The 24,753-nt window shown below is 61.1% G+C and carries 17 protein-coding genes, 6 pseudogenes and 1 riboswitch; of the genes and pseudogenes, 16 read left to right on the top strand and 7 right to left on the bottom strand.

Annotation, left to right across the window (positions count from 1 at the left end):
- Window positions 1-4: 4 nt before the first annotated feature.
- A complete protein-coding gene (gene araD1 / locus ACXX9E_RS17630; RefSeq protein ID WP_128613763.1) occupies window positions 5-997 on the bottom strand; it encodes an AraD1 family protein in 993 nt (330 codons plus the stop codon).
- A gap of 154 nt (window positions 998-1,151) precedes the next feature.
- Complete coding sequence (locus ACXX9E_RS17625) at window positions 1,152-2,474, bottom strand: MFS transporter (RefSeq protein ID WP_128613765.1); 1,323 nt, start codon at window positions 2,472-2,474, stop codon at window positions 1,152-1,154.
- Between the two features lie 193 nt (window positions 2,475-2,667).
- Between ACXX9E_RS17625 and ACXX9E_RS17620 the strand changes: the two genes are divergently transcribed.
- Both ACXX9E_RS17620 and ACXX9E_RS17615 read left to right on the top strand, forming a co-directional pair.
- The gene (locus ACXX9E_RS17620; protein WP_123467999.1) at window positions 2,668-4,404 is read left to right on the top strand and encodes an IlvD/Edd family dehydratase; all 1,737 of its coding nucleotides are present in this window, start codon (window positions 2,668-2,670) and stop codon (window positions 4,402-4,404) included.
- A gap of 185 nt (window positions 4,405-4,589) precedes the next feature.
- Complete coding sequence (locus ACXX9E_RS17615; protein WP_123467997.1) at window positions 4,590-5,309, top strand: FadR/GntR family transcriptional regulator; 720 nt, start codon at window positions 4,590-4,592, stop codon at window positions 5,307-5,309.
- A gap of 306 nt (window positions 5,310-5,615) precedes the next feature.
- Here the strand turns inward: ACXX9E_RS17615 and ACXX9E_RS17610 are convergent.
- Together ACXX9E_RS17610 and ACXX9E_RS17605 are read right to left on the bottom strand one after the other, a co-directional pair.
- Window positions 5,616-8,009 (bottom strand): annotated as a pseudogene (locus ACXX9E_RS17610) (efflux RND transporter permease subunit).
- Window positions 8,006-9,065 (bottom strand): annotated as a pseudogene (locus ACXX9E_RS17605) (YCF48-related protein). Before ACXX9E_RS17605 ends, ACXX9E_RS17610 begins: the two co-directional pseudogenes overlap by 4 nt.
- Before the next feature lie 459 nt (window positions 9,066-9,524).
- On the opposite strand from ACXX9E_RS17605, the gene ACXX9E_RS17600 reads away from it, so the two are divergent.
- The 7 genes and pseudogenes from ACXX9E_RS17600 to ACXX9E_RS17570 all read left to right on the top strand — a co-directional run bounded on the left by ACXX9E_RS17600 (window position 9,525) and on the right by ACXX9E_RS17570 (window position 14,901).
- The gene (locus ACXX9E_RS17600) at window positions 9,525-10,121 is read left to right on the top strand and encodes an amino acid synthesis family protein (protein WP_458555807.1); all 597 of its coding nucleotides are present in this window, start codon (window positions 9,525-9,527) and stop codon (window positions 10,119-10,121) included.
- 31 nt (window positions 10,122-10,152) lie between these two features.
- A pseudogene (locus ACXX9E_RS17595) lies at window positions 10,153-10,992 on the top strand (alpha/beta fold hydrolase).
- A pseudogene (locus ACXX9E_RS17590) lies at window positions 10,989-12,515 on the top strand (aldehyde dehydrogenase). The pseudogenes ACXX9E_RS17595 and ACXX9E_RS17590 overlap by 4 nt, the downstream one beginning before the upstream one ends.
- A pseudogene (locus ACXX9E_RS17585) lies at window positions 12,512-12,998 on the top strand (flavin reductase family protein). The pseudogenes ACXX9E_RS17590 and ACXX9E_RS17585 overlap by 4 nt, the downstream one beginning before the upstream one ends.
- A 135-nt stretch (window positions 12,999-13,133) precedes the next feature.
- The gene (locus tag ACXX9E_RS17580; RefSeq protein WP_458555806.1) at window positions 13,134-13,523 is read left to right on the top strand and encodes a carboxymuconolactone decarboxylase family protein; all 390 of its coding nucleotides are present in this window, start codon (window positions 13,134-13,136) and stop codon (window positions 13,521-13,523) included.
- Between the two features lie 58 nt (window positions 13,524-13,581).
- Window positions 13,582-14,336: pseudogene (locus ACXX9E_RS17575) on the top strand (GntR family transcriptional regulator).
- A gap of 1 nt (window position 14,337) precedes the next feature.
- Window positions 14,338-14,901, top strand: a complete 564-nt coding sequence (locus ACXX9E_RS17570) for an NUDIX hydrolase (RefSeq protein ID WP_123467979.1) — start codon at window positions 14,338-14,340, stop codon at window positions 14,899-14,901.
- 80 nt (window positions 14,902-14,981) lie between these two features.
- On the opposite strand, the gene ACXX9E_RS17565 is transcribed toward ACXX9E_RS17570, so the two are convergent.
- Window positions 14,982-15,278, bottom strand: coding sequence for a DUF1330 domain-containing protein (locus tag ACXX9E_RS17565; RefSeq protein WP_458555805.1), 297 nt, complete (start codon window positions 15,276-15,278; stop codon window positions 14,982-14,984).
- A gap of 68 nt (window positions 15,279-15,346) precedes the next feature.
- Between ACXX9E_RS17565 and ribBA the strand changes: the two genes are divergently transcribed.
- The 5 genes from ribBA to ACXX9E_RS17540 all read left to right on the top strand — a co-directional run bounded on the left by ribBA (window position 15,347) and on the right by ACXX9E_RS17540 (window position 20,787).
- Complete coding sequence (gene ribBA / locus ACXX9E_RS17560) at window positions 15,347-16,456, top strand: bifunctional 3,4-dihydroxy-2-butanone-4-phosphate synthase/GTP cyclohydrolase II (protein WP_128613772.1); 1,110 nt, start codon at window positions 15,347-15,349, stop codon at window positions 16,454-16,456.
- 376 nt (window positions 16,457-16,832) lie between these two features.
- A complete protein-coding gene (locus ACXX9E_RS17555) occupies window positions 16,833-17,858 on the top strand; it encodes an ABC transporter substrate-binding protein (RefSeq protein WP_123467973.1) in 1,026 nt (341 codons plus the stop codon).
- On the top strand, window positions 17,855-18,799 hold the full coding sequence (locus ACXX9E_RS17550) for an ABC transporter permease (RefSeq protein ID WP_336348125.1): 945 nt from the start codon (window positions 17,855-17,857) through the stop codon (window positions 18,797-18,799). The genes ACXX9E_RS17555 and ACXX9E_RS17550 overlap by 4 nt, the downstream gene beginning before the upstream one ends.
- A 6-nt stretch (window positions 18,800-18,805) precedes the next feature.
- Window positions 18,806-19,615, top strand: coding sequence for an ABC transporter permease (locus tag ACXX9E_RS17545; protein ID WP_025111627.1), 810 nt, complete (start codon window positions 18,806-18,808; stop codon window positions 19,613-19,615).
- 17 nt (window positions 19,616-19,632) lie between these two features.
- A complete protein-coding gene (locus ACXX9E_RS17540) occupies window positions 19,633-20,787 on the top strand; it encodes an ABC transporter ATP-binding protein (protein WP_267795241.1) in 1,155 nt (384 codons plus the stop codon).
- Between the two features lie 305 nt (window positions 20,788-21,092).
- Here the strand turns inward: ACXX9E_RS17540 and map are convergent, their stop codons facing one another.
- A complete protein-coding gene (gene map, locus ACXX9E_RS17535; RefSeq protein ID WP_218278152.1) occupies window positions 21,093-21,884 on the bottom strand; it encodes a type I methionyl aminopeptidase in 792 nt (263 codons plus the stop codon).
- Window positions 21,881-22,108: a ParD-like family protein gene (locus ACXX9E_RS17530; protein ID WP_007918027.1), complete on the bottom strand. Its 228-nt coding sequence runs from the start codon at window positions 22,106-22,108 to the stop codon at window positions 21,881-21,883. The genes map and ACXX9E_RS17530 overlap by 4 nt, the downstream gene beginning before the upstream one ends.
- A gap of 309 nt (window positions 22,109-22,417) precedes the next feature.
- On the opposite strand from ACXX9E_RS17530, the gene ACXX9E_RS17525 reads away from it, so the two are divergent.
- Window positions 22,418-23,353, top strand: a complete 936-nt coding sequence (locus ACXX9E_RS17525; RefSeq protein ID WP_186748652.1) for a Ppx/GppA family phosphatase — start codon at window positions 22,418-22,420, stop codon at window positions 23,351-23,353.
- 41 nt (window positions 23,354-23,394) lie between these two features.
- Window positions 23,395-23,587: riboswitch (cobalamin riboswitch) on the top strand.
- A gap of 144 nt (window positions 23,588-23,731) precedes the next feature.
- Complete coding sequence (locus ACXX9E_RS17520; RefSeq protein ID WP_458555804.1) at window positions 23,732-24,745, top strand: ABC transporter substrate-binding protein; 1,014 nt, start codon at window positions 23,732-23,734, stop codon at window positions 24,743-24,745.
- Window positions 24,746-24,753: the final 8 nt, after the last annotated feature.

The following is a 24,753-nucleotide window of genomic DNA, read 5'->3' as shown; positions in this document are numbered from 1 at the left end:
CTCCTTAAAGGGTGCCGATGCTGTTCGGTTGAAATGCCGCTGCAACCGGTGCGATACCGTTGACCAGCGGAGCGCCGAAGTCGGCCTGGCTGATTTCAAATACATCGCCCGGCCGGCTGCGAATGCCATCGGCGAACGACAGGGTCGCGGTGCCGAAAAAATGAATGTGCACGTCGCCCGGCCGCAGGAACTGGCTGTATTTGAAGTGGTGGTACTCGAGGTTGGCGAGGCTGTGGCACATATTGGCCTCGCCACTGAGAAATTCGCTCTGCCACAGCACTTCGCCGTCGCGCAGGATGCGACTGGTGCCTGCCAGATGTTGAGGCAATTCACCCGTGCGAAGTTCCGGACCGTAGCTGCAGCTGCGCAATTTCGAATGCGCGAGGTACAGGTAATTCTTGCGTTCCATGACGTGGTCGGAGAATTCGTTGCCGACCGCGAAACCCACGCGATAAGGCTTGCCATCGTGGCCGATGACGTAGAGGCCAGCCATCTCCGGTTCTTCGCCGGCGTCCTCGGCAAATGGCGGCAGCGGGAATGGCTGGCCCGGACGCACGACGATGCTGCCATCGCCTTTATAGAACCATTCCGGCTGCACGCCGGCCTGCCCTGTTTGCGGTTTACCGCCCTCCACGCCCCATTTGAAGATGCGCATGGTGTCGGTCATCGCCGCTTCGTCGCCGGCCTGCTGGTGCATCTTGTCCCGCGCCGAGGCGCTGCCCAGGTGCGTCAGGCCGGTGCCGCTGACCAGCAGGTGCGCCGGGTCCGGGTGATCGAGCGGAGGCAGGATGCGCAGGTCCTTGAGTAACTGCGCATAGTCATGGCTGCCACCGAGGCCGAGCGTGTGCACATGCTGCTCAAGGGTCGCGCCGGCTTCGATCGCGGCCAGCGCCAGATCGCGCACGCTGCGGGCGTCCCGCACTTCGCGGACCAGACCGTTGTCGACCACGCCGACGCGGCGTTCGCCGTTGGTTAATTCGAATTGAACCAGATGCATGATTTTCTCCTATTCCCTCTAAAAAACACCGCAGATCCCCTGTGGGAGCGAGCTTGCTCGCGAAAGCGGTGTCTCAGTCACTCACAATGTTGAATGTGATGGCCTCTTCGCGAGCAAGCTCGCTCCCACAAGGGATTTGCGTCGCTTCCAGCATTCAGGTTCGGGTGGCGCCGCGTGCACTGGCGGCAAATTGGTCGGCTGGCAGCACATGCTTGCGTTCAAGCACGCGATAAACCACACCGGTCAACATCAAGCCGAACACCATCACCCCGCTGAGGAAATACAACCCCGAACCCAGATTGCCGGTGTACTCCTTCAACGCCCCGATCACGAACGGCCCGATATAGCCGCCGAGGTTGCCCACCGAATTGATCAACGCGATCCCTGCCGCCGCACTGGCGCCAGCGAAGAACCGCCCTGGCAAGGTCCAGAACACCGCCGTGCAGGAAAACAGCGCAAATGCCACCAGGCACAGCGCCGCCAGTTGCGCCAATGGCACCGACAGCCAGGCACTGAGGAACAGGCCGATCGCGCCCAACACATAGAGCACCGCCAAGTGGCCGTAGCGATCGTTCATCCGATCAGAACTGCGCGGCACGATCAGCAGGCCGACGATGCCGAAGATGTACGGCACCGACGAGACGAAACCGGTCACCAGGTCGCTGCCGCCAAACTGTTTGATCAGCGTCGGCAACCACAGACCGAGGCCATAAATGCTCAGGGTCACCGGCAGATAAAACAGCGCCAGCAGCAACACGCGTTTGTCTTTCAAGGCATGCAGCGGGTTGCCGTGACGGGTCTGGCCGTATGCCTGCAAATCCTTTTTCAGCTCGCCGGTCAGCCAGTCTTTCTCGCTTTGATCCATCCATTGCACCTGCTGCGGGCCGTCCGGCAGCCAGCGCAGCACCGGCCAGGTCAGCAGGATCGCCGGCGTACCGATGACGATGAACAGCCACTGCCAGCCGTGCAGCCCGAGGATGCCATCCATGCCCAGCAAGCCGCCGGACACCGGGCCGGTGATCATCATCGCGATCGGTTGGGAGAGGATGAACAGGCCGAGGATCTTGCCGCGATGGCGCACCGGGAACCATTGGGTGATGTAGTAGAGAACGCCGGGAAAGAAGCCCGCCTCCGCCGCGCCGAGCAGAAAACGCATGACGTAGAAACTGTGCGGGCCCTGAACGAAGGCCATGCCGATGGTGATCGCACCCCAGGTGATCATGATCCGCGCAAACCAGCGCCGTGCGCCGAAGCGTTCAAGCATCAGGTTGCTGGGGATTTCCAGCAGGAAGTAACCAATGAAAAACAGCCCGGCACCCAGGCCATAGGCCGCATCGCCAATGCCGATATCGGCGCCCATGTGCAGCTTGGCGAAGCCGACGGCGGAGCGATCCACGTAGGCAATCAGGTACAGCAGGATCAGGAAGGGAATCAGTTTCAGCGTGATGCGGCGAATAAGCCGCAATTCCTGGCTCATGGGGTCGGTCTCCGATTGTTGTTTTTATAGAACCTCAGGGGACGCCTCTCACTGAAAACCGCCAGGGCCATCCCTCTGTCGAAAACGACTATATAGTATTACTAATTACCCAACAACACTTCCAAATGGCCGATTTTGCGCTTATTTTAAGCCGAAGCTGGAACACTATAGTCATACAATAAGAGAATCGATCATGTCTGATAAGAAACCCACCCTGCGCTCGGCCCAATGGTTTGGCACTGCCGACAAGAACGGCTTCATGTACCGCAGCTGGATGAAGAATCAGGGCATCGCCGACCACCAGTTCCACGGCAAGCCGATCATCGGCATCTGCAACACCTGGTCGGAACTGACCCCGTGCAACGCGCATTTCCGCCAGATCGCGGAGCACGTCAAACGCGGGGTGATCGAGGCCGGCGGGTTCCCGGTGGAATTTCCGGTGTTCTCCAATGGCGAATCGAACCTGCGCCCCACCGCCATGCTCACTCGTAACCTGGCGAGCATGGACGTTGAAGAAGCAATTCGCGGTAACCCGATTGACGGGGTGGTGTTGCTGACCGGTTGCGACAAAACCACCCCGGCGCTGCTGATGGGCGCGGCCAGCTGCGACGTGCCGGCCATCGTCGTCACTGGCGGGCCGATGCTCAACGGCAAGCACAAGGGCAAGGACATCGGTTCCGGCACGGTGGTCTGGCAGCTGAGCGAACAGGTCAAGGCCGGCACCATCACCATCGACGATTTCCTTGCGGCCGAGGGCGGCATGTCACGCTCGGCGGGCACCTGCAACACCATGGGCACGGCATCGACCATGGCTTGCATGGCCGAAGCACTCGGCACGTCCTTGCCGCACAACGCGGCGATTCCGGCGGTGGATGCGCGGCGTTATGTGTTGGCGCACATGTCCGGCATGCGCGCGGTGGAGATGGTTCGTGAGGATTTGAAACTGTCGAAGATCCTCACCAAGGAGGCCTTCGAAAACGCCATTCGGGTCAACGCGGCGATCGGCGGCTCGACCAACGCGGTGATCCACTTGAAAGCCATCGCCGGCCGCATCGGCGTCGAACTGGATCTGGACGACTGGACGCGTATCGGGCGCGGCACGCCGACTATCGTCGACCTGCAACCGTCCGGGCGTTTCCTGATGGAGGAGTTTTATTACGCCGGTGGTTTGCCGGCGGTGCTGCGCCGTCTCGGCGAAGCCAATCTGATTCCCAATCCGAACGCGCTGACCGTCAATGGCAAGACACTGGGCGAAAACACCAAGGACGCGCCGATTTACGGTGAAGACGAAGTGATCCGTCTCCTCGACAACCCGATCCGCGCCGACGGCGGCATCTGCGTGTTGCGCGGCAACCTGGCGCCACTCGGTGCCGTGCTCAAGCCGTCCGCCGCCACCCCGGAACTGATGCAACATCGCGGCCGCGCCGTGGTGTTCGAGAACTTCGACATGTACAAGGCGCGGATCAACGATCCAGAGCTGGACGTGGATGCCAACTCGATTCTGGTGATGAAGAACTGCGGGCCGAAGGGTTATCCGGGCATGGCCGAAGTCGGCAACATGGGCTTGCCGGCCAAGCTGCTGGCGCAGGGCGTGACCGACATGGTGCGCATTTCCGACGCACGCATGAGTGGCACGGCGTACGGCACGGTGGTTTTGCACGTGGCCCCGGAAGCGGCGGCCGGCGGGCCTCTGGCGGCGGTGCAGGAAGGCGACTGGATCGAACTCGATTGCGCCACCGGGCGTTTGCATCTGGACATTCCGGATGCCGAACTGGCGGCGCGCATGGCCGATCTGCAGCCACCGCAGCAACTGCTGGTGGGCGGCTACCGTCAGCTGTACATCGACCATGTGCTGCAGGCGGATCAGGGCTGCGACTTTGACTTCCTGGTCGGTTGCCGAGGGGCTGAAGTGCCGCGCCATTCTCACTGATCACACAAATCCCTGTGGGAGCGAGCTTGCTCGCGAAGACGGCGGTACATTCAACTGTAATGTTGTTTGATCCATCGCTTTCGCGAGCAAGCTCGCTCCCACAGTTGTTCTTTACCCGCCTCAAGATTGTGCCGTGCCTGCTATGATGCGCGGCATCTCCATCGCTCAGGATTGCCCCGCTCCCCATGGATTACCGCAAACCTTCCGACCGTAAAAGCATGCACTCGCGCATCGTCCAGGAACTGGGCATGCAGATCGTCTCCGGACGCTTTTTGCCCGACGACAAACTGCCCGCCGAAGCCTTGCTCTGCGAGGAATACGCGGTCAGCCGGCCGGTGTTGCGCGAAGCCACACGGGTGCTAGTGGCCAAGGGTCTGGTGTATTCCAAACCACGGGTCGGAACCGTCGTCAAAGCGCGCCGCGAATGGCACATGCTCGACCCGGACGTGCTGCACTGGCTGATGCAGAGCAGCCCGCAGAACGAATTCTTCAATGTGCTGACCAGCGTGCGCAGCATCATCGAACCGGCCGCTGCCGCCCTCGCCGCCCAGCATGCGACCGAGGCCGACATTGCGGCGATTGGTGAGGCTTACCAGCGCATGGAAGCGGCGCCGACACCGGAAGCCTTGCTGCAACCGGACCTGGATTTCCACAGCCGGATCGCCGATGCGACGCACAATGATCTGTTGGCGAACCTGTGCAACATGTTGTCGGTGGCGATTGCCGAGGCGTTGAAGCACTCGAATCAGCGGCCGAATCTGCATGAATTGGCGTTGCCTCGGCACAAGGCGATTTTGACGGCGATTGAGAATCGTGATGCCCTTGGTGCTCGGCATGCGACGTTGGTGCAACTGGATGATGCCCGCAGCGCATTGAGTGCTGTGCTTGGCGCTGAACTTACTTAAGACTTGAGATCTTCTGCCCTCACCCTAGCCCTCTCCCAGAGGTAGAGGGGACCGATTGGGGGATATTTAAGAACTACGCCGACTTGAACGATCTGCTGTGAATCCATAATCGACTCGACATCTCAAGTCGAACGATTTGCTGTGAATCCATAATCGACTCGGTGCTTCAGGTCGATGTATCAAGCCGCACACCTCGGTCAGTCCCCTCTCCCTCCGGGAGAGGGCCAGGGTGAGGGGCTGTTGATCTTGAGCCACAAAAAAAGCCGCAACCCTAAGGTTGCGGCTTTGTCGTTTGAGCCCTTCAGATCAATGCGCAAACAGCGAATTGCCTTTCTGCCCCGCCAGTTTCTCCGGCTTGATCAGGAACTTCGCCAGTGCCGGCAGCAGCCACAGCGCGCCGAACATGTTCCAGAGCAGCATGAAGGTCAGCATCAGCCCCATGTCGGCCTGGAACTTGATCGCCGAGAAGATCCAGGTGCACACGCCGATGGCCAGGCACAAACCGGTGAACAGCACGGCTTTACCGGTGGATTTCAGGGTCTGGTAATAGGCTTCCTGCAACGGCAACCCCGCGCGCAGGAAACTTTCCAGGCGGCTGTAGATGTAGATGCCGTAGTCCACGCCAATCCCCACACCCAGCGCCACCACCGGCAAGGTCGCGACCTTCACGCCAATGCCCATGAACGCCATCAGCGCGTTGCCGAGTACCGAGGTCAGCACCAGCGGCAGGACGATGCACAGCGTCGCCGCCCACGAACGGAAGGTGATCATGCACATCACCGCCACGCAGATGTACACCAGGATCAGGATGGTCAGCTCGGCCTGCTTGATGACTTCGTTGGTGGCCGCTTCGATCCCGGCGTTACCGGCCGCGAGAATGAATTCCAGACCGTCCTTGTTGTTGGCCTTGGCGAATTCCTGCACCGCATGCACCGCGCGATCCAGGGTTTCAGCCTTGTGATCGTTGAGGAACACCAGCACTGGCGCCAGCGAGCAACTGTTGTTGTACAGGCCATCGGCGCGGGCAATCGAGTTGTTCAGCACGTCCGGGTTGCGTGACAGGGTTTCCCATTTCAGGTTGCCCTCGTTCATGCCCTTGATCATCTGCTTGGACACCGTCACCAGCGAGATCGCCGACTGCACGCCCTCGGTGTTCTGCATCTTCCACATCAGCTCATCAATCGGCGCCATGGCCTCAAAGCGCGAGCAACCTTCAGCCTTGGTCTTGACCATCACCACCAGCACGTCGGAACTGGTCGAATAGTTGTTGATGATGAAGTTGTTGTCCTTGTTGTAGCGCGAGTCCGGCCGCAGTTCCGGCGCGCCTTGGTCGAGGTCGCCGATTTTCAGGTTCTGGCTGTACCAGAGGCCGCCGCCGAAGGCGATCAGTGCCAGCACCACCGAAATACGTGCGACTTTCGGGTTGGCGAAGTTCGAACAGCAGGCGCCAGAACGGGTGTTCGCGGTTCGCGTCTTTCTTGCTCTTGGCGATGGCGCGTTTGCTGATGCCGACATAGGAAATGGCGACCGGCAGCAGGATCAGGTTGGTGAACACGATCACCGCCACGCCGATTGACGCGCCGATGGCCAGTTCGCGAATCACGCCGATGTCGATGATCAGCAGCGTGATGAAGCCCACCGCGTCGGCGAGAATCGCGATCATCCCCGGCAGGAACAGTTGCCGGAAGGTGCGCTCGCGCGGCGGTCAGGGCGTTGTCGGCCTCACTCGATTGCAGGGCGATACCGGTTGATCTTCTGCACGCCGTGGGAAATGCCGATGGCGAAGATCAGGAACGGCACCAGCATCGAATACGGGTCGAGTCCGAAGCCGAAGAAGTGCATCAAGCCAAGCTGCCAGACCACCGCGACCAGCGTCGTACTCAACACCGCAATGGTGCTGCGCAGGCAGTTGGTGAACCACAGCAGCAGGATCAGGGTGATGACGAAGGCGATGCCGAAGAACAGCACCACCATCACCAGACCGTCGATCAGGTCGCCGACCTTCTTGGCGAAACCGACGATGGCTGTGGATCTTGACGTTGGGGTTCTGCGCTTCGAACTTGTTGCGGATTTTGTCTTCGAGCTCATGGGAGAACTTGCGATAGTCCAGGGCCAGCAACTTGCCCTGGTCTTCCGGATCCGGATAGGACTCCAGCAGCGGGATATCGACGATGCTCGACTTGAAGTCGTTGGCCACCAGGCGCCCGACTTGCCCGGACTTGAGCACGTTGTTGCGCAGCAGGTCGAGGCTGTCCTGAGAGCCGTTGTAGCTCTGTGGGATCGACTTCGCCGCCGGCAAAACCTTCTTCGGTCACTTCGGTCCAGCGTACGCTCGGGCTCCACAGCGACTTGAGGCCAGAGCGGTCGACGCCGGAGATGTAGAACACCTCGTCGTTGATCTGCCGCAGGGTCTCCATGTACTCCTTGGAGAAGATGTCGCCGTCCTTGGCCTCCACCGAAATGCGCACGGTGTTGCCCAGGTTCGCCAGATCGTTGCGGTGCTCCATCATCTTCTCGATGAACGGATGCTTGAGCGGGATCATTTTTTCGAAACTGGTGGACGGCCGGATCAGCGTGGCCTGCCAGAACAGGAAAATACTCACCACCAGGCAGATCAGAATCACCGCCGGGCGGTTGTTGAAAATCAGGCGCTCGAGAAAAGTCGCCTTGTCCTGGCTGAGGAGTGATCAAGGAAGTCATAGCCCCGCCTTCTTATTATTGATCTCGGCACCGTTCGGCAGCGTGGTGTGGACACCGCCCTGCCCGGTCAGAATCAGGTTGCCGTCACCGGCAGCGGTGACCGATGACAGCGAAATACGATCCGGGCGGTTGAACACGCTGAAGGTTTCGCCGTTGTCGGAACGTGCTGCTCGATCACCGAACCGCCGTTACCGACGATCACGATCGAGCCGTTCTTCGAGCAGGGTCGCGCCGGACAGGCCGAATTCCAGCGCACCGCGTGCGGCTTTCAGCTCGACCTGCTCCCAGGTGCTGCCGAAGTCGGTGGAGCAGATAGAGGTTGCCGGCGCAAGCCATAAGCCAACAGGGTCTGCGGTGTCCGCGCCGTGCCGATCGCGCCGAACAGCGAACCTTCGTACGGGCCTTCGAGTTTTTCCCAGGTCTGGCCCCAGTCGGCGGAGCGAAACATGCTGCCCGACTCGCCGACGATGAACAGCCCGGCATCCTTAACCGCCGCAATGGCGTTGAGGTGGAACTGGTCTTCGTTGTCGAGGCGGTCACTGACGTCTTCCCAGTGGCTTGCCGCCGTCGGTGGTTTCCAGCAGCGCGCCGTAAGCGCCCACGGCCATGCCGCTGTTGACGTCCTTGAACCAGACGTCGAGCAGCGGCGATTCACGTTTGAGGTCTTCGAATTGTTTGCTCCAGGTCAGACCGCCGTCTTCGCTGGCAAGGATCTGCGCGTCATGGCCGTACGGCCCAGCCGTGTTTGTCATCGACAAAGTACACCGCCGTCAGCAGTTGCCGGGTCGGCACCTTGGCCTGGGTCCAGGTCTTGCCCTGATCGTCGGAATAGAGAACGTGCCCGCGATCACCCACCGCCACCAACCGGGTGCCGGCGTGGACGACGTCGAGTATCAGGCTTTTCGCCGGGCTTTGGCTGATGCTGGTGGCGTAAACCACGTCGGCCGGCGCTTCGGCAGCGCTCACAGGTGCCGACAAGGTGGCAAAGCCCAGCAGCGAGAGTGCTGTGGCCAGCAACGCGGTGTTGCGTAACGCCGGCGGGCGGCAACGACTCATAAACCTTCCCCTATTTTCATTATTGTTAGGCCATGTGGCCTTCAAGGGCGCCGCAAGTGTGCTCCCCGCTGACGGCTGGTCAGAAGCATAGTCCTGAAACCCGCAATCCAGAGCCACTTCGGAAGCTGGCTCATCCTATCGGGCTTTCGAAACGTCTGACAATCGGCGCCACGTTATCTTTTGTTAACCGAAAGCGGCCCTCTGTAACGAATATGAATTTCCCTGTGCGAGCGAGCTTGCTCGCGAAAGCGGTGGATCAGCCAATAAAGAGGGTGACCGTTAGCTGCCGCCTTCTGCAGAGCAAGCTCGCTCCCACAGGGGTTGGTGGTGGTTGTGGGAGTTGAATACATGACCATTCGCCGGGGTGATGCGGCAAAAGTCATCGAGGGGACTTGCACGATCGGTATTATGGTATACCATCAGACGCACAGACACTCTCAATCCCCCACGGAGCAGCTCATGAGTTTCGAAATTCGCAAGATCGTCAGCTATGTCGAAGAAACCTTTATCGAAGGCGGCAAGGCAGCTGACAAGCCAGTGACCATGGTCGGCCTGGCGGTGGTGATGAAGAACCCTTGGGTGGGCAACGGTTTCGTTGAAGACCTCAAGCCGCAGATCCGCGCCAACTGCTCCGACCTCGGCGCACTGATGGTCGAGCGTCTGGTCGGCATCATTGGCGGTGCGGAAAAAATCGAGGCCTACGGCAAAGCGGCTGTGGTCGGTGCCGACGGCGAGATCGAACACGCCTCCGCGGTGATCCGACACCCTGCGCTTCGGCAACCACTACCGCGAAGCGGTCAAGGCCAAGAGCTACCTGAAAGTTCTTCACGCAACAAGCGCGGCGGTCCGGGCACCTCGATTCAGATCCCGATGATGCACAAGGACGACGAAGGCCAGCGTTCGCACTACATCACCCTGGAAATGCAGATCGAAGACGCGCCGCGTGCCGACGAAATCGTCGTGGTGCTCGGTTGCGCCGACGGTGGTCGCCTGCACCCGCGCATCGGCAACCGCTACATCGACCTGGAAGAACTGGCTGCCGAAAAAGCCCAGTAATCACAATAAAAAGGCATTGCAGGAGCGCTCCATGATTCGGCTCACCGCTGAACTCACCCCGGCGGGCACCAGTTACCTGGCGACCGGCCAAGGCCAGCCCGTGGTTTTGATCCACGGCGTGGGCCTGAACAAAGAAATGGTGGTGGCGGCCAGATTGTCGGCCTGTCCAGCCAATACCGGGTGATCGCCTACGACATGCTCGTGCCGATGGCGCCAGCCCGCGCCCGGCCAGCGGCACCGCGCTGCTGGGGTTACGCCGATCAGTTGCTGGAGTTGCTCGATCACTTCGAATCTGCCCCAGGCAGCGGTGATCGGTTTCTCCATGGGCGGTCTGGTGGCGCGGGCCTTTGCCCTGCATTACCCGGAGCGCCTGCAAAGTCTGGTGGTGTTGAACAGCGTGTTCAACCGCAGCGAAGAACAGCGTGCCGGCGTAATCGCGCGCACCGCGCAAGCGGCCGAACATGGTCCCGACGCCAACGCCGAAGCGGCGCTGTCGCGTTGGTTCAGCCGCGAATATCAAGCGGCCAACCCGGCGCAGATCGCAGCGATCCGCCAGACCCTGGCCGGCAATGATCCGCAAGGCTACCTGACCACCTACGAACTGTTCGCCACCCAAGACATGTACCGCGCCGACGACCTGGGCAGCATTCAGGCGCCGACGCTGATCGCCACTGGCGAGCTCGATCCGGGTTCGACCCCGGAAATGGCCGAGCAACTGGCCCGACGCATCCCCGGTGCGAAGGTTGCGGTGCTGGCCGAGCAACGGCATATGATGCCGGTAGAGTCGCCGCGCCTGGTCAACCAGACGCTGCTGGAATTTCTCGAATACGCACACGCCCGACAAAACCATATAAAGGGGATCGTTGCATGACACTCGCACGCTTCCAGATGTGCATCGGCGGAGAATGGGTCGACGCCCTCTCCGGCAAGACTTTCGAAAGCCTTAACCCTGCTTGCGCGCAAGCCTGGGCCGAACTGCCCGACGCTGATGAAGCGGACGTCGAACGCGCCGTGCAAGCAGCGCAGACGGCCTTCGACAGCCCGGCCTGGCGCGGCCTCACCGCCACCGCACGCGGCAAGCTGCTACGGCGTCTCGGTGATTTGATCGCCGAGAACAAGGAACAACTGGCGCAGCTGGAAAGCCGCGACAACGGCAAGCTGATCCGCGAAACCCGTGGCCAGGTCGGCTACCTGCCGGAGTTCTTCCACTACACCGCCGGTCTGGCCGACAAGCTCGAAGGCGGCACCCTGCCGCTGGATAAGCCGGATCTGTTCGCCTACACCGTGCACGAAGCCATGGGCGTAGTCGCGGCGATCATTCCATGGAACAGCCCGCTGTACCTGACCGCGATCAAACTGGCCCCGGCCCTCGCCGCCGGCAACACCATCGTGATCAAGCCGTCCGAACATGCTCTCGGCGACCATCCTCGAGCTGGCACGCCTGGCCCTCGAAGCCGGAATTCCGCCGGGCGTGGTCAACGTCGTCACCGGTTACGGCCCGAGCACCGGCGCCGCCCTCACCCGCCATCCGCTGATCCGCAAAATCGCCTTCACCGGCGGCGCGGCGACAGCGCGGCATGTGGTGCGCAGCAGCGCCGAAAACTTTGCCAAGCTGTCGCTGGAACTGGGCGGCAAGTCACCGAACATCGATCTTCGGCCGACGCCGATCTGGACAGCGCGATCAACGGCGCGATTGCCGGGATCTACGCGGCGTCCGGACAAGAGTTGCGTGATCCGGTTCGCGGCGGCTGTTGGTGCAGGACGAAATCTATGACGAGTTCAGTCAACCAGACTCGGTCGAACAGCGCCCAGCGACATTTGCCGCATCGGCAACCCGCAAGAGGACAACAGTGAGATGGGCCCGATGGCCACCGCGCAGCAACTGGCAGTGGTCGAAGGGCTCGTCGCCGATGCCATCGCCGAGGGCGCGCGGTCTGCGTACCGGCGGCAAGCGCGCCGACCGATCTCCTTGGTGAAGCGCTGGTTCGACGAGCCGACGCTGTTCGAGTGCGACCGCAATTCGATGGAAATTCATGCAGGAAGAAGTCTTCGGCCCGGTGGCTTCGGTGATTCGCTTCAAAGATGAAGCCGAAGCACTGGCGATCGCCAACGACTCGCAGTTTGGCCTTGCCGCCGGCATCCTGGACCCGCGACCTGGGCCGCGCCCATCGCCTAGCCCGGCGACGTGCGCTCGGGGATCATCTGGGTCAACACCTACCGCGCGGTGTCGGCGATGGCGCCGATCGGCGGCTTCAAGAACAGTGGCTATGGACGCGGAAAGCGGCATCGACTCGGTGCTGGCGCTACACCGAACTGAAAACGGTGTGGATCAACCTCTCTCAGGCGCCGATGCCTGATCCGTTTGTGATGCGCGTAGGAGGTACCGCGACATGATCGAACCCGGCATTTACAAAGACGTGATGAGCTCGTTCCCGTCCGGGGTCACGGTGGTCACCACCCTCGACCCGGACGGCGGCATCGTCGGCATCACCGCCAGCGCCTTCAGTGCGCTGTCGATTGATCCGGCACTGGTGCTGTTCTGCCCCAACTACGCCTCCGACACCTACCCGGTGCTGCGCGACAGCAAGAAATTCGCGATCCACTTGCTGTCCGCCGACCAGACCGCCGAGGCCTACGCCTTCGCCGGAAAAGGCAAGGACAAGGCCAAGAACATAGAGTGGCACCTGAGCGAACTCGGTAACCCGATCCTCGCCAAGGCAACGGCGATCATCGAGTGCGAATTGGTGGCGCGAGTACGACGGTGGTGACCACGCGATCATCGTTGGCGCGGTGAAGAACCTGATCCTGCCGGCGCAACCGGTGACGCCGATGATCTACCACAAAGGCAAGCTCGGCCCCCTGCCGACCCTGGCCTGAGACAACAATGCACAACCCTGTGGTGGAGCGAGCTTGCTCGCGAAGGCGTAGTGTCAGTCGACATCAATGTTGAACGTAATGACGCTTTCGCGAGCAAGCTCGCTCCCACAGGGGATGGTGTGGTGAGGAGGAATGATGAATAACAAAAAGTACGAACAAGGCCTGAAAATCCGCACTGAGGTGCTCGGCGAAGCTTATGTACGGCGTTCAATAGAGAACGCCGACGACTTCACCCGTCCGTTGCAGGAAATGGTCACTGAATACTGCTGGGGCCATGTCTGGGGTCGCGAGGGCTTGTCGCTCAAGGAGCGCAGCATGATCAACCTGGCGATGATCTCGGCGCTGAACCGTCCGCATGAACTCAAGCTGCATGTGCGCGGCGCCTTGCGTAACGGCCTGAGTCGTGAGCAAATACGCGAAATTCTGCTTCAGGTCGGTATTTATTGCGGCGTCCCGGCAGCCGTGGACAGTTTCCGGCTCGCCCGTGAAGCCTTCGCCGAAGCCGACGCCGAGGCCTCCAGTTAACCCCTCGGCTGTTTAGATGCCCGTCTGGCATGGACAGCCAACTTAAAGAGCGGACCCCATGAAACGCCAGCCACTCGACCGACAGCTTCAAGGTCAATCGCAACCCCGTTACCCTGCGCGAAATCGTGCTGGATAAACTACGTAGCGCGATCATGAATTTCCAGCTCATGCCAGGGGATCGTCTGGTGGAGCGCGATCTGTGCGACCGCCTCGGTGTCAGCCGCACGTCGGTGCGTGAAGCCTTGCGTCACCTCGAATCCGAAGGACTGGTGGAGTTCGCCGATGCCAAGGGCCCACGGGTGGCGATCATCACTTCTGGCCGATGCGGTCGACATCTATGAGCTGCGCTGTGTGCTTGAAGGCCTGATCGTCCAGCTGTTCACCCTGCGCGCCAAGGCCAAGGACATCAAGGCCCTGGAAAAAGCCCTCGACGACAACCGCAAGGCGCTCAAGGACGGCGAACTGCAACAGGTGATCGACTCGGTGCAGGGCTTCTACGACGTGCTGCTCGAAGGCTCGGGCAACCATGTTGCAGCCACGCAGCTGCGCCAGTTGCAGGCGCGTATCAGCTACCTGCGCGCGACGTCGGTGTCCCAGGAAAACCGGCGCGGCGCGAGTAACCACGAAATGGAAAAAATGGTCGAAGCGATCAAGAGCGGCGATCCGCTGGCGGCGCACCAGGCTTGTGTCGATCACGTACGTGCCGCCGCCGCCGTGGCCCTCGACTACCTCAAGCGCAAACAGGAAGAAACCGGCGCCACGCCGAACATCACCCTGCCGATCGCGCTGAAAGAACCGCGTATAGGTCACTGATATGTTCAGCCCGAGCTTTTGCCCGAAATGCGGTGGCCCTGACCTCGGTCAGCAGGTGCCGCCGGGCGATACGCACGAGCGCCTGATGTGCCGCGCCTGCGGCTACATCCACTACGTCAATCCGAAGATCATCGCCGGCTGCATCATCGAGCAGGACGGCAAATACCTCTTGTGCCAACGGGCGATCCCGCCGCGCCCGGGCACCTGGACGCTGCCCGCAGGTTTCATGGAAAGCGGCGAAACCACCGAACAGGCGGCGCTGCGCGAAGTCTGGGAAGAAAGCGGCGTGCGTGCGGAAATCATCTCGCCGTACTCGATTTTCAGCGTGCCGACGATCAGCGAGGTGTACATCATCTTCCGCGCCATCGCGCTGGAGATCACCGGGCAGTACGGGCCGGAAACCCTTGACTACAAATTCTTCGCCCCCGAAGACATCCCGTGGGAGCAGATCTACTACCCGGCGATCCGGCAGATCCTCGAGCGTTATATCGAGGAGCGTCAGGCTGGGGTGTATGGGATTTACATGGGCAATGATGACAGTGGGAAGATCCACTTTATCCGCTGAATCCCCCTGACATTGCCTGCCTGATCGTTCCCACCCTCCGCGTGGGAACGAGAGCGTAGGAACGATCACTGCTGTGAGCTTCAGGGTGGGGCGATGCCTTCGACGATGATGATTTCTGCCCTCGCCCATTCCTCGCGATAACGTTTGGCCTCCTGATACGCCGCCGAGTGGTAGCACGCCAGCGCCTGCTCGTAGCTCTCGAATTCGATCACCACGCTACGCTGAGGAGTAGCTCTGCCCTCCAGCGCTTCGCTGCGCCCGCCCCGGGCTAAAAACTTTGCACCAAACTCGGCGAACGCCTGCGGCGCACGCTGGGTGTATTGGCTGTAGTGCTCGGCATCGGCGACATCCACGTGGGCAATCCAGTACGCCTTCATAGTGACCTCTTTGTTGATTTTGTATTATGGTATACCAATATATTTCCAACGAACCCTGAGAGTCCAGCATGGCCTTCAACAGCATCGAAGAAATCATCGAAGAGTATCGTCTCGGCAAAATGGTCTTGCTGGTCGATGACGAAGATCGGGAAAACGAAGGCGACCTGCTGCTGGCCGCCGACTGCTGCACGCCCGAAGCGATCAGCTTCATGGCCCGCGAAGCGCGCGGGCTGATCTGCCTGACGCTGACCGACGAGCATTGCCAACGCCTGGGCCTGGAACAAATGGTGCCTGCCAACGGCAGCGTGTTCAGCACTGCGTTCACCGTGTCGATTGAAGCGGCGATTGGCGTCACCACCGGCATCTCCGCCGCTGATCGCGCGCGTACGGTCGCGGCCGCCGTGGCCAAAGACGCCCGTGCCGAAGACCTGGTGCAACCCGGCCACATCTTCCCGCTGCGCGCCAAGGAAGGTGGCGTGCTGACCCGCGCCGGCCACACCGAAGCCGGTTGCGACCTGGCGCGCCTCGCCGGTTTCACCCCGGCCTCGGTGATCGTCGAAGTGATGAACGACGACGGCACCATGGCCCGCCGCCCGGACCTGGAAGTGTTCGCGCGCAAGCACGGGATCAAGATCGGCACCATCGCCGACCTGATCCACTACCGCCTGAGCACCGAGCACACCATCGAACGCATCGGCGAACGTGAGTTGCCCACCGTGCATGGCACCTTCCGCCTGATCACCTTTGAGGATCGCATTGAGGGTGGCGTGCACATGGCGATGGTCATGGGCGATCTGCGCCGTGAAGAACCGACGCTGGTGCGCGTGCATGTGATCGACCCACTGCGCGATCTGGTCGGCGCCGAATACAGCGGGCCGAGCAACTGGACGCTGTGGGCGGCACTGCAACGGGTCGCGGCTGAAGGTCATGGGGTTGTGGTGGTGCTGGCCAATCACGAATCGTCGCAGGCGTTGCTCGAGCGCGTGCCACAACTGACTCAGCCGCCGCGACAGTTCAGTCGTTCGCAATCGCGGATCTATTCGGAGGTGGGCACCGGGGCGCAGATTCTGCAGAACCTTGGGGTTGGCAAGCTGCGGCATCTTGGGCCGCCGCTGAAGTATGCGGGGTTGACGGGGTATGACCTGGAAGTGGTCGAGAGTATTCCGTTCACTGAGTGAAGCGGCACTCACCCCAGCCCTCTCCCCGAGGGAGAGGGAGCCGACCGAGTTGTTGGCCCGTTATCCATCGACCTGAGATACCGAGCCGAACTCAGGTTTTGAACAACACAAAGATCGGCCCCCTTTCCCCCTCTCCCATTGGGAGAGGGCTGGGGTGAGGGGCTGGATCTGCAGTGCACCCTTCATCTCATGCCGAGCACATCCAAAAACCCATAATCAACAGATAACCGGTAAGGCAAAGTGCTTGCACAAAGTTTGGAATACCATAATATGATATTCCATAGACCGGACGACCTGAAAAACCGCCCGTCTACTGCTCCCGACAGGCGGGCAACAACGCAAGCCCGCTCAAAAACACAACAATGAGGGCGTAAAAATGGTGTTGAACAAAGCTGCAACCGCAATCCTTTTTGCGGGACTGCTGAGCGTGACCGGCCAGGCCGCGATGGCCGCCGAGAGTGTGAACTTTGTCAGCTGGGGCGGTAGCACCCAGGATGCGCAGAAACAGGCGTGGGCCGATCCGTTCAGCAAGGCCAGCGGCATCACCGTGGTGCAGGACGGTCCGACCGACTACGGCAAACTCAAGGCCATGGTCGAAAGCGGCAACGTGCAGTGGGATGTGGTCGATGTCGAAGCCGACTTCGCCCTGCGCGCAGCGGCTGAAGGCCTGCTCGAACCCCTCGATTTCAAAGTCATCCAGCGCGACAAGATCGACCCGCGTTTCGTCAGCGATTACGGCGTCGGCTCGTTCTTCTTCTCCTTCGTCCTCGGCTACAACGAGGGCAAACTCGGCGCCAACAAGCCGCAGGACTGGAGCGCCCTGTTCGACACCAAGACCTACCCCGGCAAACGCGCCCTGTACAAATGGCCAAGCCCCGGCGTGCTCGAACTGGCGCTGCTGGCCGACGGGGTGCCGGCTGACAAGCTCTACCCACTGGATCTGGATCGCGCCTTCAAGAAACTCGACACCATCAAGAAAGACATCGTCTGGTGGGGCGGCGGCGCGCAGTCGCAGCAACTGCTGGCCTCCGGTGAAGCGAGCATGGGCCAGTTCTGGAACGGTCGGATCCACGCCCTGCAGGAAGACGGCGCGCCAGTCGGCGTGAGCTGGAAGCAGAACCTGGTCATGGCCGACATTCTGGTGATTCCAAAGGGCTCGAAAAACAAGGACGCGGCGATGAAGTTCCTGGCCACCGCCAGCAGTGCCAAAGGCCAGGCTGACTTCTCCAACCTGACCGCCTACGCCCCGGTCAACGTCGACAGCGTGGCGCGCCTGGACTCGGTGCTGGCCCCGAACCTGCCGACTGCCTACGCTAAGGATCAGATCACTCTTGATTTCGCGTACTGGGCCAAGAACGGTCAAGCCATCGCGACACGGTGGAACGAATGGCTGGTCAAATGAAAATGGCGGCCACTGCGTCCCGTCCCTCCACTGCCACCGGGAGCGCCGCGAGCGCTGCCGGTCCGGCCACAGGCAAGGCGAGTGCAATGGCGCAAGCCCCGTCCCTCAAACAACGCTGGCGCGGCGCCGGCAACCTCGTACCGGCACTGCTGTTCCTCGGCCTGTTCTTTCTTGCGCCGCTGATTGGCCTGCTGTTGCGCGGCGTGCTCGAACCGACCCCGGGCCTTGGCAACTATGAACAACTGTTCGCCAACTCGGCGTACGCCCGGGTGCTGCTCAACACCTTCTCGGTGGCCGGACTGGTGACGATTTTCAGCCTGTTGCTGGGCTTTCCGCTGGCCTGGGCGATCACTTTGGTGCCACGCGGTTGGGGGCGCTGGATCCTCAACATCGTGCTGCTGTCGATGTGGACCAGCCTGCTCGCCCGCACCTATTCGTGGCTGGTGCTGCTGCAAGCCTCAGGGGTAATCAACAAGGCCTTGATGGCGCTGGGCATCATCGATCAGCCGTTGGAAATGGTGCACAACCTGACCGGCGTGGTGATCGGCATGAGCTACATCATGATCCCGTTCATCGTCCTGCCGTTGCAGGCAACCATGCAGGCCATCGACCCGATGATCCTGCAGGCCGGCTCGATCTGCGGCGCCAGCCCGTGGACCAACTTCTTCCGGGTGTTCCTGCCGCTGTGCCGGCCGGGCCTGGCGTCTGGCGGGTTGATGGTGTTCGTGATGTCGCTCGGTTACTACGTCACCCCGGCGCTGCTCGGCGGGGCGCAGAACATGATGCTGCCGGAGTTCATCATTCAGCAGGTGCAATCGTTCCTCAACTGGGGCCTGGCCAGTGCCGGCGCCGCATTGCTGATCGCGATCACCCTGGTGCTGTTCTACTTCTACCTGAAGCTTCAGCCGGAGTCCCCGGTTGGCGCCAGCAACGCGAGGTAAGCCGAGATGCTCCTGACTCCCAATGCCATGAGCCGGCGGATGCGTTTCGGCTTGTACGCAACCACCGGACTGATCGGTCTGTTCCTGCTGTTGCCGATCGTGTTCATTGTCCTGCTGTCGTTTGGTTCCTCGCAGTGGCTGGTGTTCCCACCGCCGGGCTGGACGCTGAAATGGTACGGCCAGTTCTTCTCCAACGCCGACTGGATGAACGCCGCGGCGGCCAGCCTCAAGGTGGCCGTGCTGACCACGATCTGCGCGGTGGCCCTCGGTTTGCCGACCGCGTTTGCGCTGGTACGCGGGCGTTTTCCTGGCCGGGAAATGCTCTACGGCCTGTTCACCCTGCCGATGATCGTGCCGCTGGTGATCATCGCCGTGGCGGTATACGCGCTGTTTCTCAAGCTCGGTTACACAGGGACGATGTTCGCTTTCGTCGTCAGCCATGTGATCGTCGCGCTGCCATTTACCATCATCTCGATCATCAACTCGCTGAAGCTGTTCGATCAGTCGATTGAAGACGCGGCGGTGATCTGCGGTGCCTCGCGCCTGCAAGCAGTGTTCAAGGTGACGTTCCCGGCGATCCGTCCGGGAATGGTCGCCGGCGCCCTCTTCGCCTTCCTCGTTTCGTGGGACGAAGTGGTGCTCAGCGTGATGATGGCCAGCCCCACCCTGCAAACCCTTCCCGTGAAAATGTGGACCACTTTGCGCCAGGACCTGACCCCGGTGATCGCCGTCGCTTCGACGCTGCTGATCGGCCTGTCGGTGTTGGTCATGGTGATCGCCGCCGCCCTGCGCCGGCGCAACGAAATCAGCGCCTGAGCGCCCAGGAGTACGACATGAGTGCCGTGATCAAAGACGCATCCCAGCAGAACGACAAACCCCTGGTCAGCCTGCGTAACCTGAACAAGCACTACGGTGACTTTGCTGCCGTGGACAACATCTCGCTGGACATCAAGGACGGCGAGTTCCTGACCTTTCTCGGCTCCAGCGGCTCGGGCAAAAGCACCACGCTGTCGATGCTCGCCGGTTTCGAAACACCGAGCAGCGGCGAGATCCTGGTCAACGGTCAGTCGCTGGTCAACGTGCCGCCGCACAAGCGCGACATCGGCATGGTGTTCCAGCGCTATTCGCTGTTCCCGCATCTGTCGGTGCGCGACAACATCGCCTTCCCGCTGGCGATCCGCAAACTCGCCGCCGCCGAACGTGACAAGCGTGTCGACGCGATGCTGAAACTGGTGCAACTGGAACAGTTCGCCCATCGCCGCCCTTCGCAACTGTCTGGCGGCCAGCAGCAACGGGTCGCGATTGCCCGGGCGCTGGTTTACGAGCCACGCATCCTGTTGATGGACGAACCGCTCGGTGCACTGGACAAAAAGCTGCGTGAGGATTTGCAGGATGAACTGCGTCAGCTGCATCGGCGCCTGGGCATCACCATCGTCTACGTGACCCACGATCAGGAAGAAGCCATGCGTTTGTCGCAACGCATCGCGATTTTCAGTCACGGCAAGATTGTCGGGCTGGGCAGCGGTTATGACCTGTATCAGAACCCGCCGAATGCGTTTGTCGCGTCGTTTCTCGGTAATTCGAACTTCCTCAAGCTCAAGGCGCAAGGCAATGCAGCAGCGAGTTTTGAGGGGCAATCGTTGTCGATTCGACTGACAACCGGGTTGCACACGGATCAGGATGTGTTGCTGATGGTGCGGCCGGAGAAAGCCTTGGCACTGAGCGTGCAGCAGGCGAGCGATGAGCCGCTGCCGGCGGGCTGGAACGAAGTGTCAGCGAAGGTCGTGGAAGTGCTGTTCCTCGGGGAGAGCCAGACTTGCAGCGTGGTCACTTCGGGCGGGACGTCGATGACGGTGAAAGCGCTATCGGCGGCGGGCATGCCGCTCAAGACTGGCGACCCGGTGCGGGTGCGCTGGGCCACCGCTGATGCCTGCGTCTACACCGAATGGACCGAAAGTGACCTGAACAAAGCGGCCGGCGCCCACTGATAGCGTGTTGTCTGTGGGATTTACCCCCTCACCCCAGCCCTCTCCCCCAGGGGGGGGCGAGGGGGAAAGGGAGCCGATCTCCGTGCTGCCCAAAATCCGGGGTCGACTCGGTATCCCAAGTCGGCGTCCCTCGAAAGAACACCTCAATCAGTCCCTCTCCCTCAGGGAGAGGGAGCCAATCTTCATGCTGTTCAAACCTGAGTTCGACGCAGCACTCTCAGGTCGGCGTAACTCGTCCAAACAACCCGGTCAGTCCCCTCTCCCTCCGGGAGAGGGCCAGGCTGAGGGAAACAGACGACGCGGTATCAGACGATGGCGCGGTAGCCTTCAATCTCATCCGGCCACGCCGTGAGGATTTCAAACCCCGTCTCCGTCACCGCCACCATGTGCTCCCACTGCGCCGACAACGAGCCATCCTTGGTCAGTACGGTCCAGCCATCCGCCATGTTCTTCACATGGCGCTTGCCGGCATTGAGCATCGGTTCAACAGTGAAAATCATCCCTGCCTTGAGCTTCATGCCCTGATTGGGAAAACCGTAATGCAGAATCTGCGGCTCATCGTGATAGACCTTGCCGATCCCGTGCCCGCAGTACTCGCGCACCACGCTGAAGCCTTCCCTCTCCGCCAGACTCTGAATCGCATGGCCGATATCGCCCAATGTGGCGCCCGGCTTGACCACCCGAATACCCGCGCACATGGCCTCATAGGTGGTGTTGATCAGGTGCTGCGCCTCAGGCGTCGCCTCGCCGACCACGTACATGCGGCTGGTATCACCGAACCAGCCGTCCTTGATCACCGCGATGTCGAGGTTGACGATGTCGCCATCCTGCAACGGCGTACCCGAGGGAATACCGTGGCACACCACGTCGTTGACCGAAGCGCAGACGGTTTTCGGGAAACCGTGATAACCGACGTTGGCCGGAACCGCTTTCTGCACATTGACGATGTAGTCGTTGCACAGCCGATCCAGTTCGTCGGTGGTCACACCGGCCTTTACATGCGGCACCAGCATCGCCAGTACTTCAGCGGCGAGTTGACCGGCGGCGCGTGATTGCGCGATCTCGGCGGGCGTGTTGATCTTGATCTGGTTTCTCATGCGCTGACGGCTTCCTGAGTCAGTTGTTGCAGATCCAGCCCGCCGTTCTGTTCGGCGCGAATCAGCAAGCGGCAAATGGCGCTGTGGTCGAGGTTGGGGTGCAGCTCGGCGAGCATGCCGATGCGCATCCAGTGCTCGGCCTGCGCGTTGATCGAGCGGCTGAGTGCATTGCTGGAGATGCGCAGGTTCTCGTGCATGTCCTCAGAAATCTTTACGATGCCCATATATGAATCCGATACGATGTGTATATGGATCGTATATTAGCCAAGCCTTACGCCAAATTGCAAACGCACACAATCTGCAGGACGTAGCGCGGCAAATCGCAGGCAAAAAAAAGCTGCCAAAAGAGGCAGCAAAAACTTTAAGAACACGCGATGTATTGGGCTCAGCATAGACGCCGGATAATGACAGTGTCATGACAGGCGCACATTCATCGAACCGCCTCGCTGCCGTCATCAGGATGTCATCAACTTCACGGCAGAATCCTCGCAAACCGTCTTGAGCCTTGAGACGGACGTTTTGCAAGGACTCCCATGAAAGAAGACGCCTCGCTGTTTGCCGCCATCGACCTGGGTTCGAATGCATTTCGCATGATGATCGGCCAGTCGGTCCGCAGCCGCAAAGGCTTCATGATTCAGGAGGTGAAAACCTTGCGCGAACCGGTGCGCCTGGCCGAGGGGTTTGACGGTGGCGCGCTGGACACCCTGGCGCTGGATCGCGGCTGGCAGGCGTTGGCGCGGTTCGGCAAAAAGCTGCGGGGGTTCGAAGCGGGTCGGGTGCGTGCGGTGGCCACCAGCGCCGTGCGCGAAGCCGACAATGCACAACTGTTTCTCGCCAGCGCGGAGCGGCATCTGGGCTTTGACATCGACGTCATTTCCGGACATGAAGAGGCTCGGCTGGTGTATGCCGGCGTGGCGCATGCACTGCCGACTGCCGACGACATGCGTCTGGTGGTCGATATTGGTGGCGGTTCCACCGAACTGATCCTCGGCCAAGGCTCGCAACCGTTGCTGACTGAAAGCATTGCCATCGGCAGCGGCACGCTGGGCGCGCGCTATTTTCCCGATGGGCGCATTACCCCCGGTGCCTTGCAAGAAGCCGAGCGCGTCGCCATCCTGCAATTTGAAAAAGTCGCCCGCCGCTATCGCGCGCAAGGCTGGCAGCAAACCATTGGCTCCTCCGGCACCGCGCGCATGCTCGCCAAGGTGCTCAAGGCCAATCGCCTGAACGACTTCGGCCACGACGGCATTACCTACGGTGGGCTGTTGCGCCTGTCGTTACTGCTGCTGAAAGTGAAGAACGTCCAGCAACTGAAACTCGCCGGCCTGCAAGCGCACCGCCAGAGCATTCTACCCGGTGGCCTGGTGTTGATGCTGGCGGCGTTCAAGGTGTTCGGCATTTCGCAGATGGTGCCCTCCGAACCGGGCCTGCGCCTGGGCGTACTGCACGGTTTGATGAGCAAGCATTAATCCCCCTCCGGCAGATTCGTCTCCCCTAAAGCGGCTCGATCGACTACCATGCCGCCGCCGGTTTCCATACGGAATTAATAGGGAATCCGAGGTGCGTCAGCGCATCGTTCGGAACTGCCCCCGCAACTGTAGGTGCTGAGCCTGCTCCACGACTGCCACTGGGTGAACCCGGGAAGGCCGGAGCACAGGCGATGACGCATCAGTCAGGAGACCTGCCGGCACAGTGACTACTAACCGGCGGGGTGTCCGGGAAGGACATCGTGCCGTGCGCGTCTTCGTTTGATCAGCAGCCTTGCGCTGTTGCCATGACTGCGTTCGCTGGTGTGTTTCCAGACCGTACTCTCCCCGCCTTGCGTACGGTTCCCCTGGAGACTGCCCATGCTGCTGCCCCGCGTTGCCATCCTGCTCACCGGCCTGAGTCTTTGCACGCTCGCCCATGCAGCGCCGACGACCTATCCACTGACCGTCGAGAACTGCGGCAGCACCCTGACCTTCCAGCACGCCCCCACGCGCACCGTCACCATCGGCCAGGCTGGCACCGAAATGCTTTACGCCCTGGGCCTGGGCGACAAGGTGGTCGGCACCTCGCTGTGGTTCAACGACGTGCTGGTCACGTACAAGGCGCAGAACGACAAGATCGAACGCCTGGCCGATAACGAGCCGAGTTTCGAAGCGGTGATCGGCAAGCGCCCGGAACTGGTCGCCGTGGAGCTGGAATGGATGGTCGGCCCACAAGGTGCAGTGGGCACACGCGAGCAGTTTCATGAGCTGAAAATTCCGACGTACCTGCTGCCCTCCGATTGCGAAGCCAAGGACAACCTCGTCGGCGCCGACGGTACCCGGCTGGCGCCGTTTCGCATCGACACGATTTACAAGAGCGTGAGCCAACTGGCGCAAATCTTCGATGTGCAGGACCGCGGCCAGCAGCTCAATGAACAACTCAAGGCCAGCCTCGCCCGATCAGTCGCCACGGTTCAGGGCAAACAATTGAAAGACGCAAGTGCCGTGGTCTGGTTCTCCAGTGCGCAGATGGACATCGAGCCCTTCGTGGCCGGACACAAAGGCATTCCCGATTTCATGCTGAGTACCCTCGGCGTACGCAACGTAGTGCAATCCGATGAAGAGTGGCCGACGGTCGGCTGGGAAACCATCGCCAAGGCCAACCCGACCTTCATCGTCATCGCACGCATGGATCGCCGGCGCTTCCCCGCTGACGACTATCAGAAGAAACTCGCCTTCCTGCGCAGCGACCCGGTGACCCGCAACATGGACGCGGTGAAAAACAACCGCATCATCATTCTCGACGCCCTGGCCATGCAGGCCAGCCTGCGCACGTTCGATGGCATCGAGCAACTGGCCACGGCCCTCAACGGCTATGACCTGTCGCAATGAATAAAAGC

This window comes from Pseudomonas sp. GNP014, from assembly GCF_054344005.1.
This window is presented reverse-complemented; position numbering and strand designations above follow the sequence as displayed.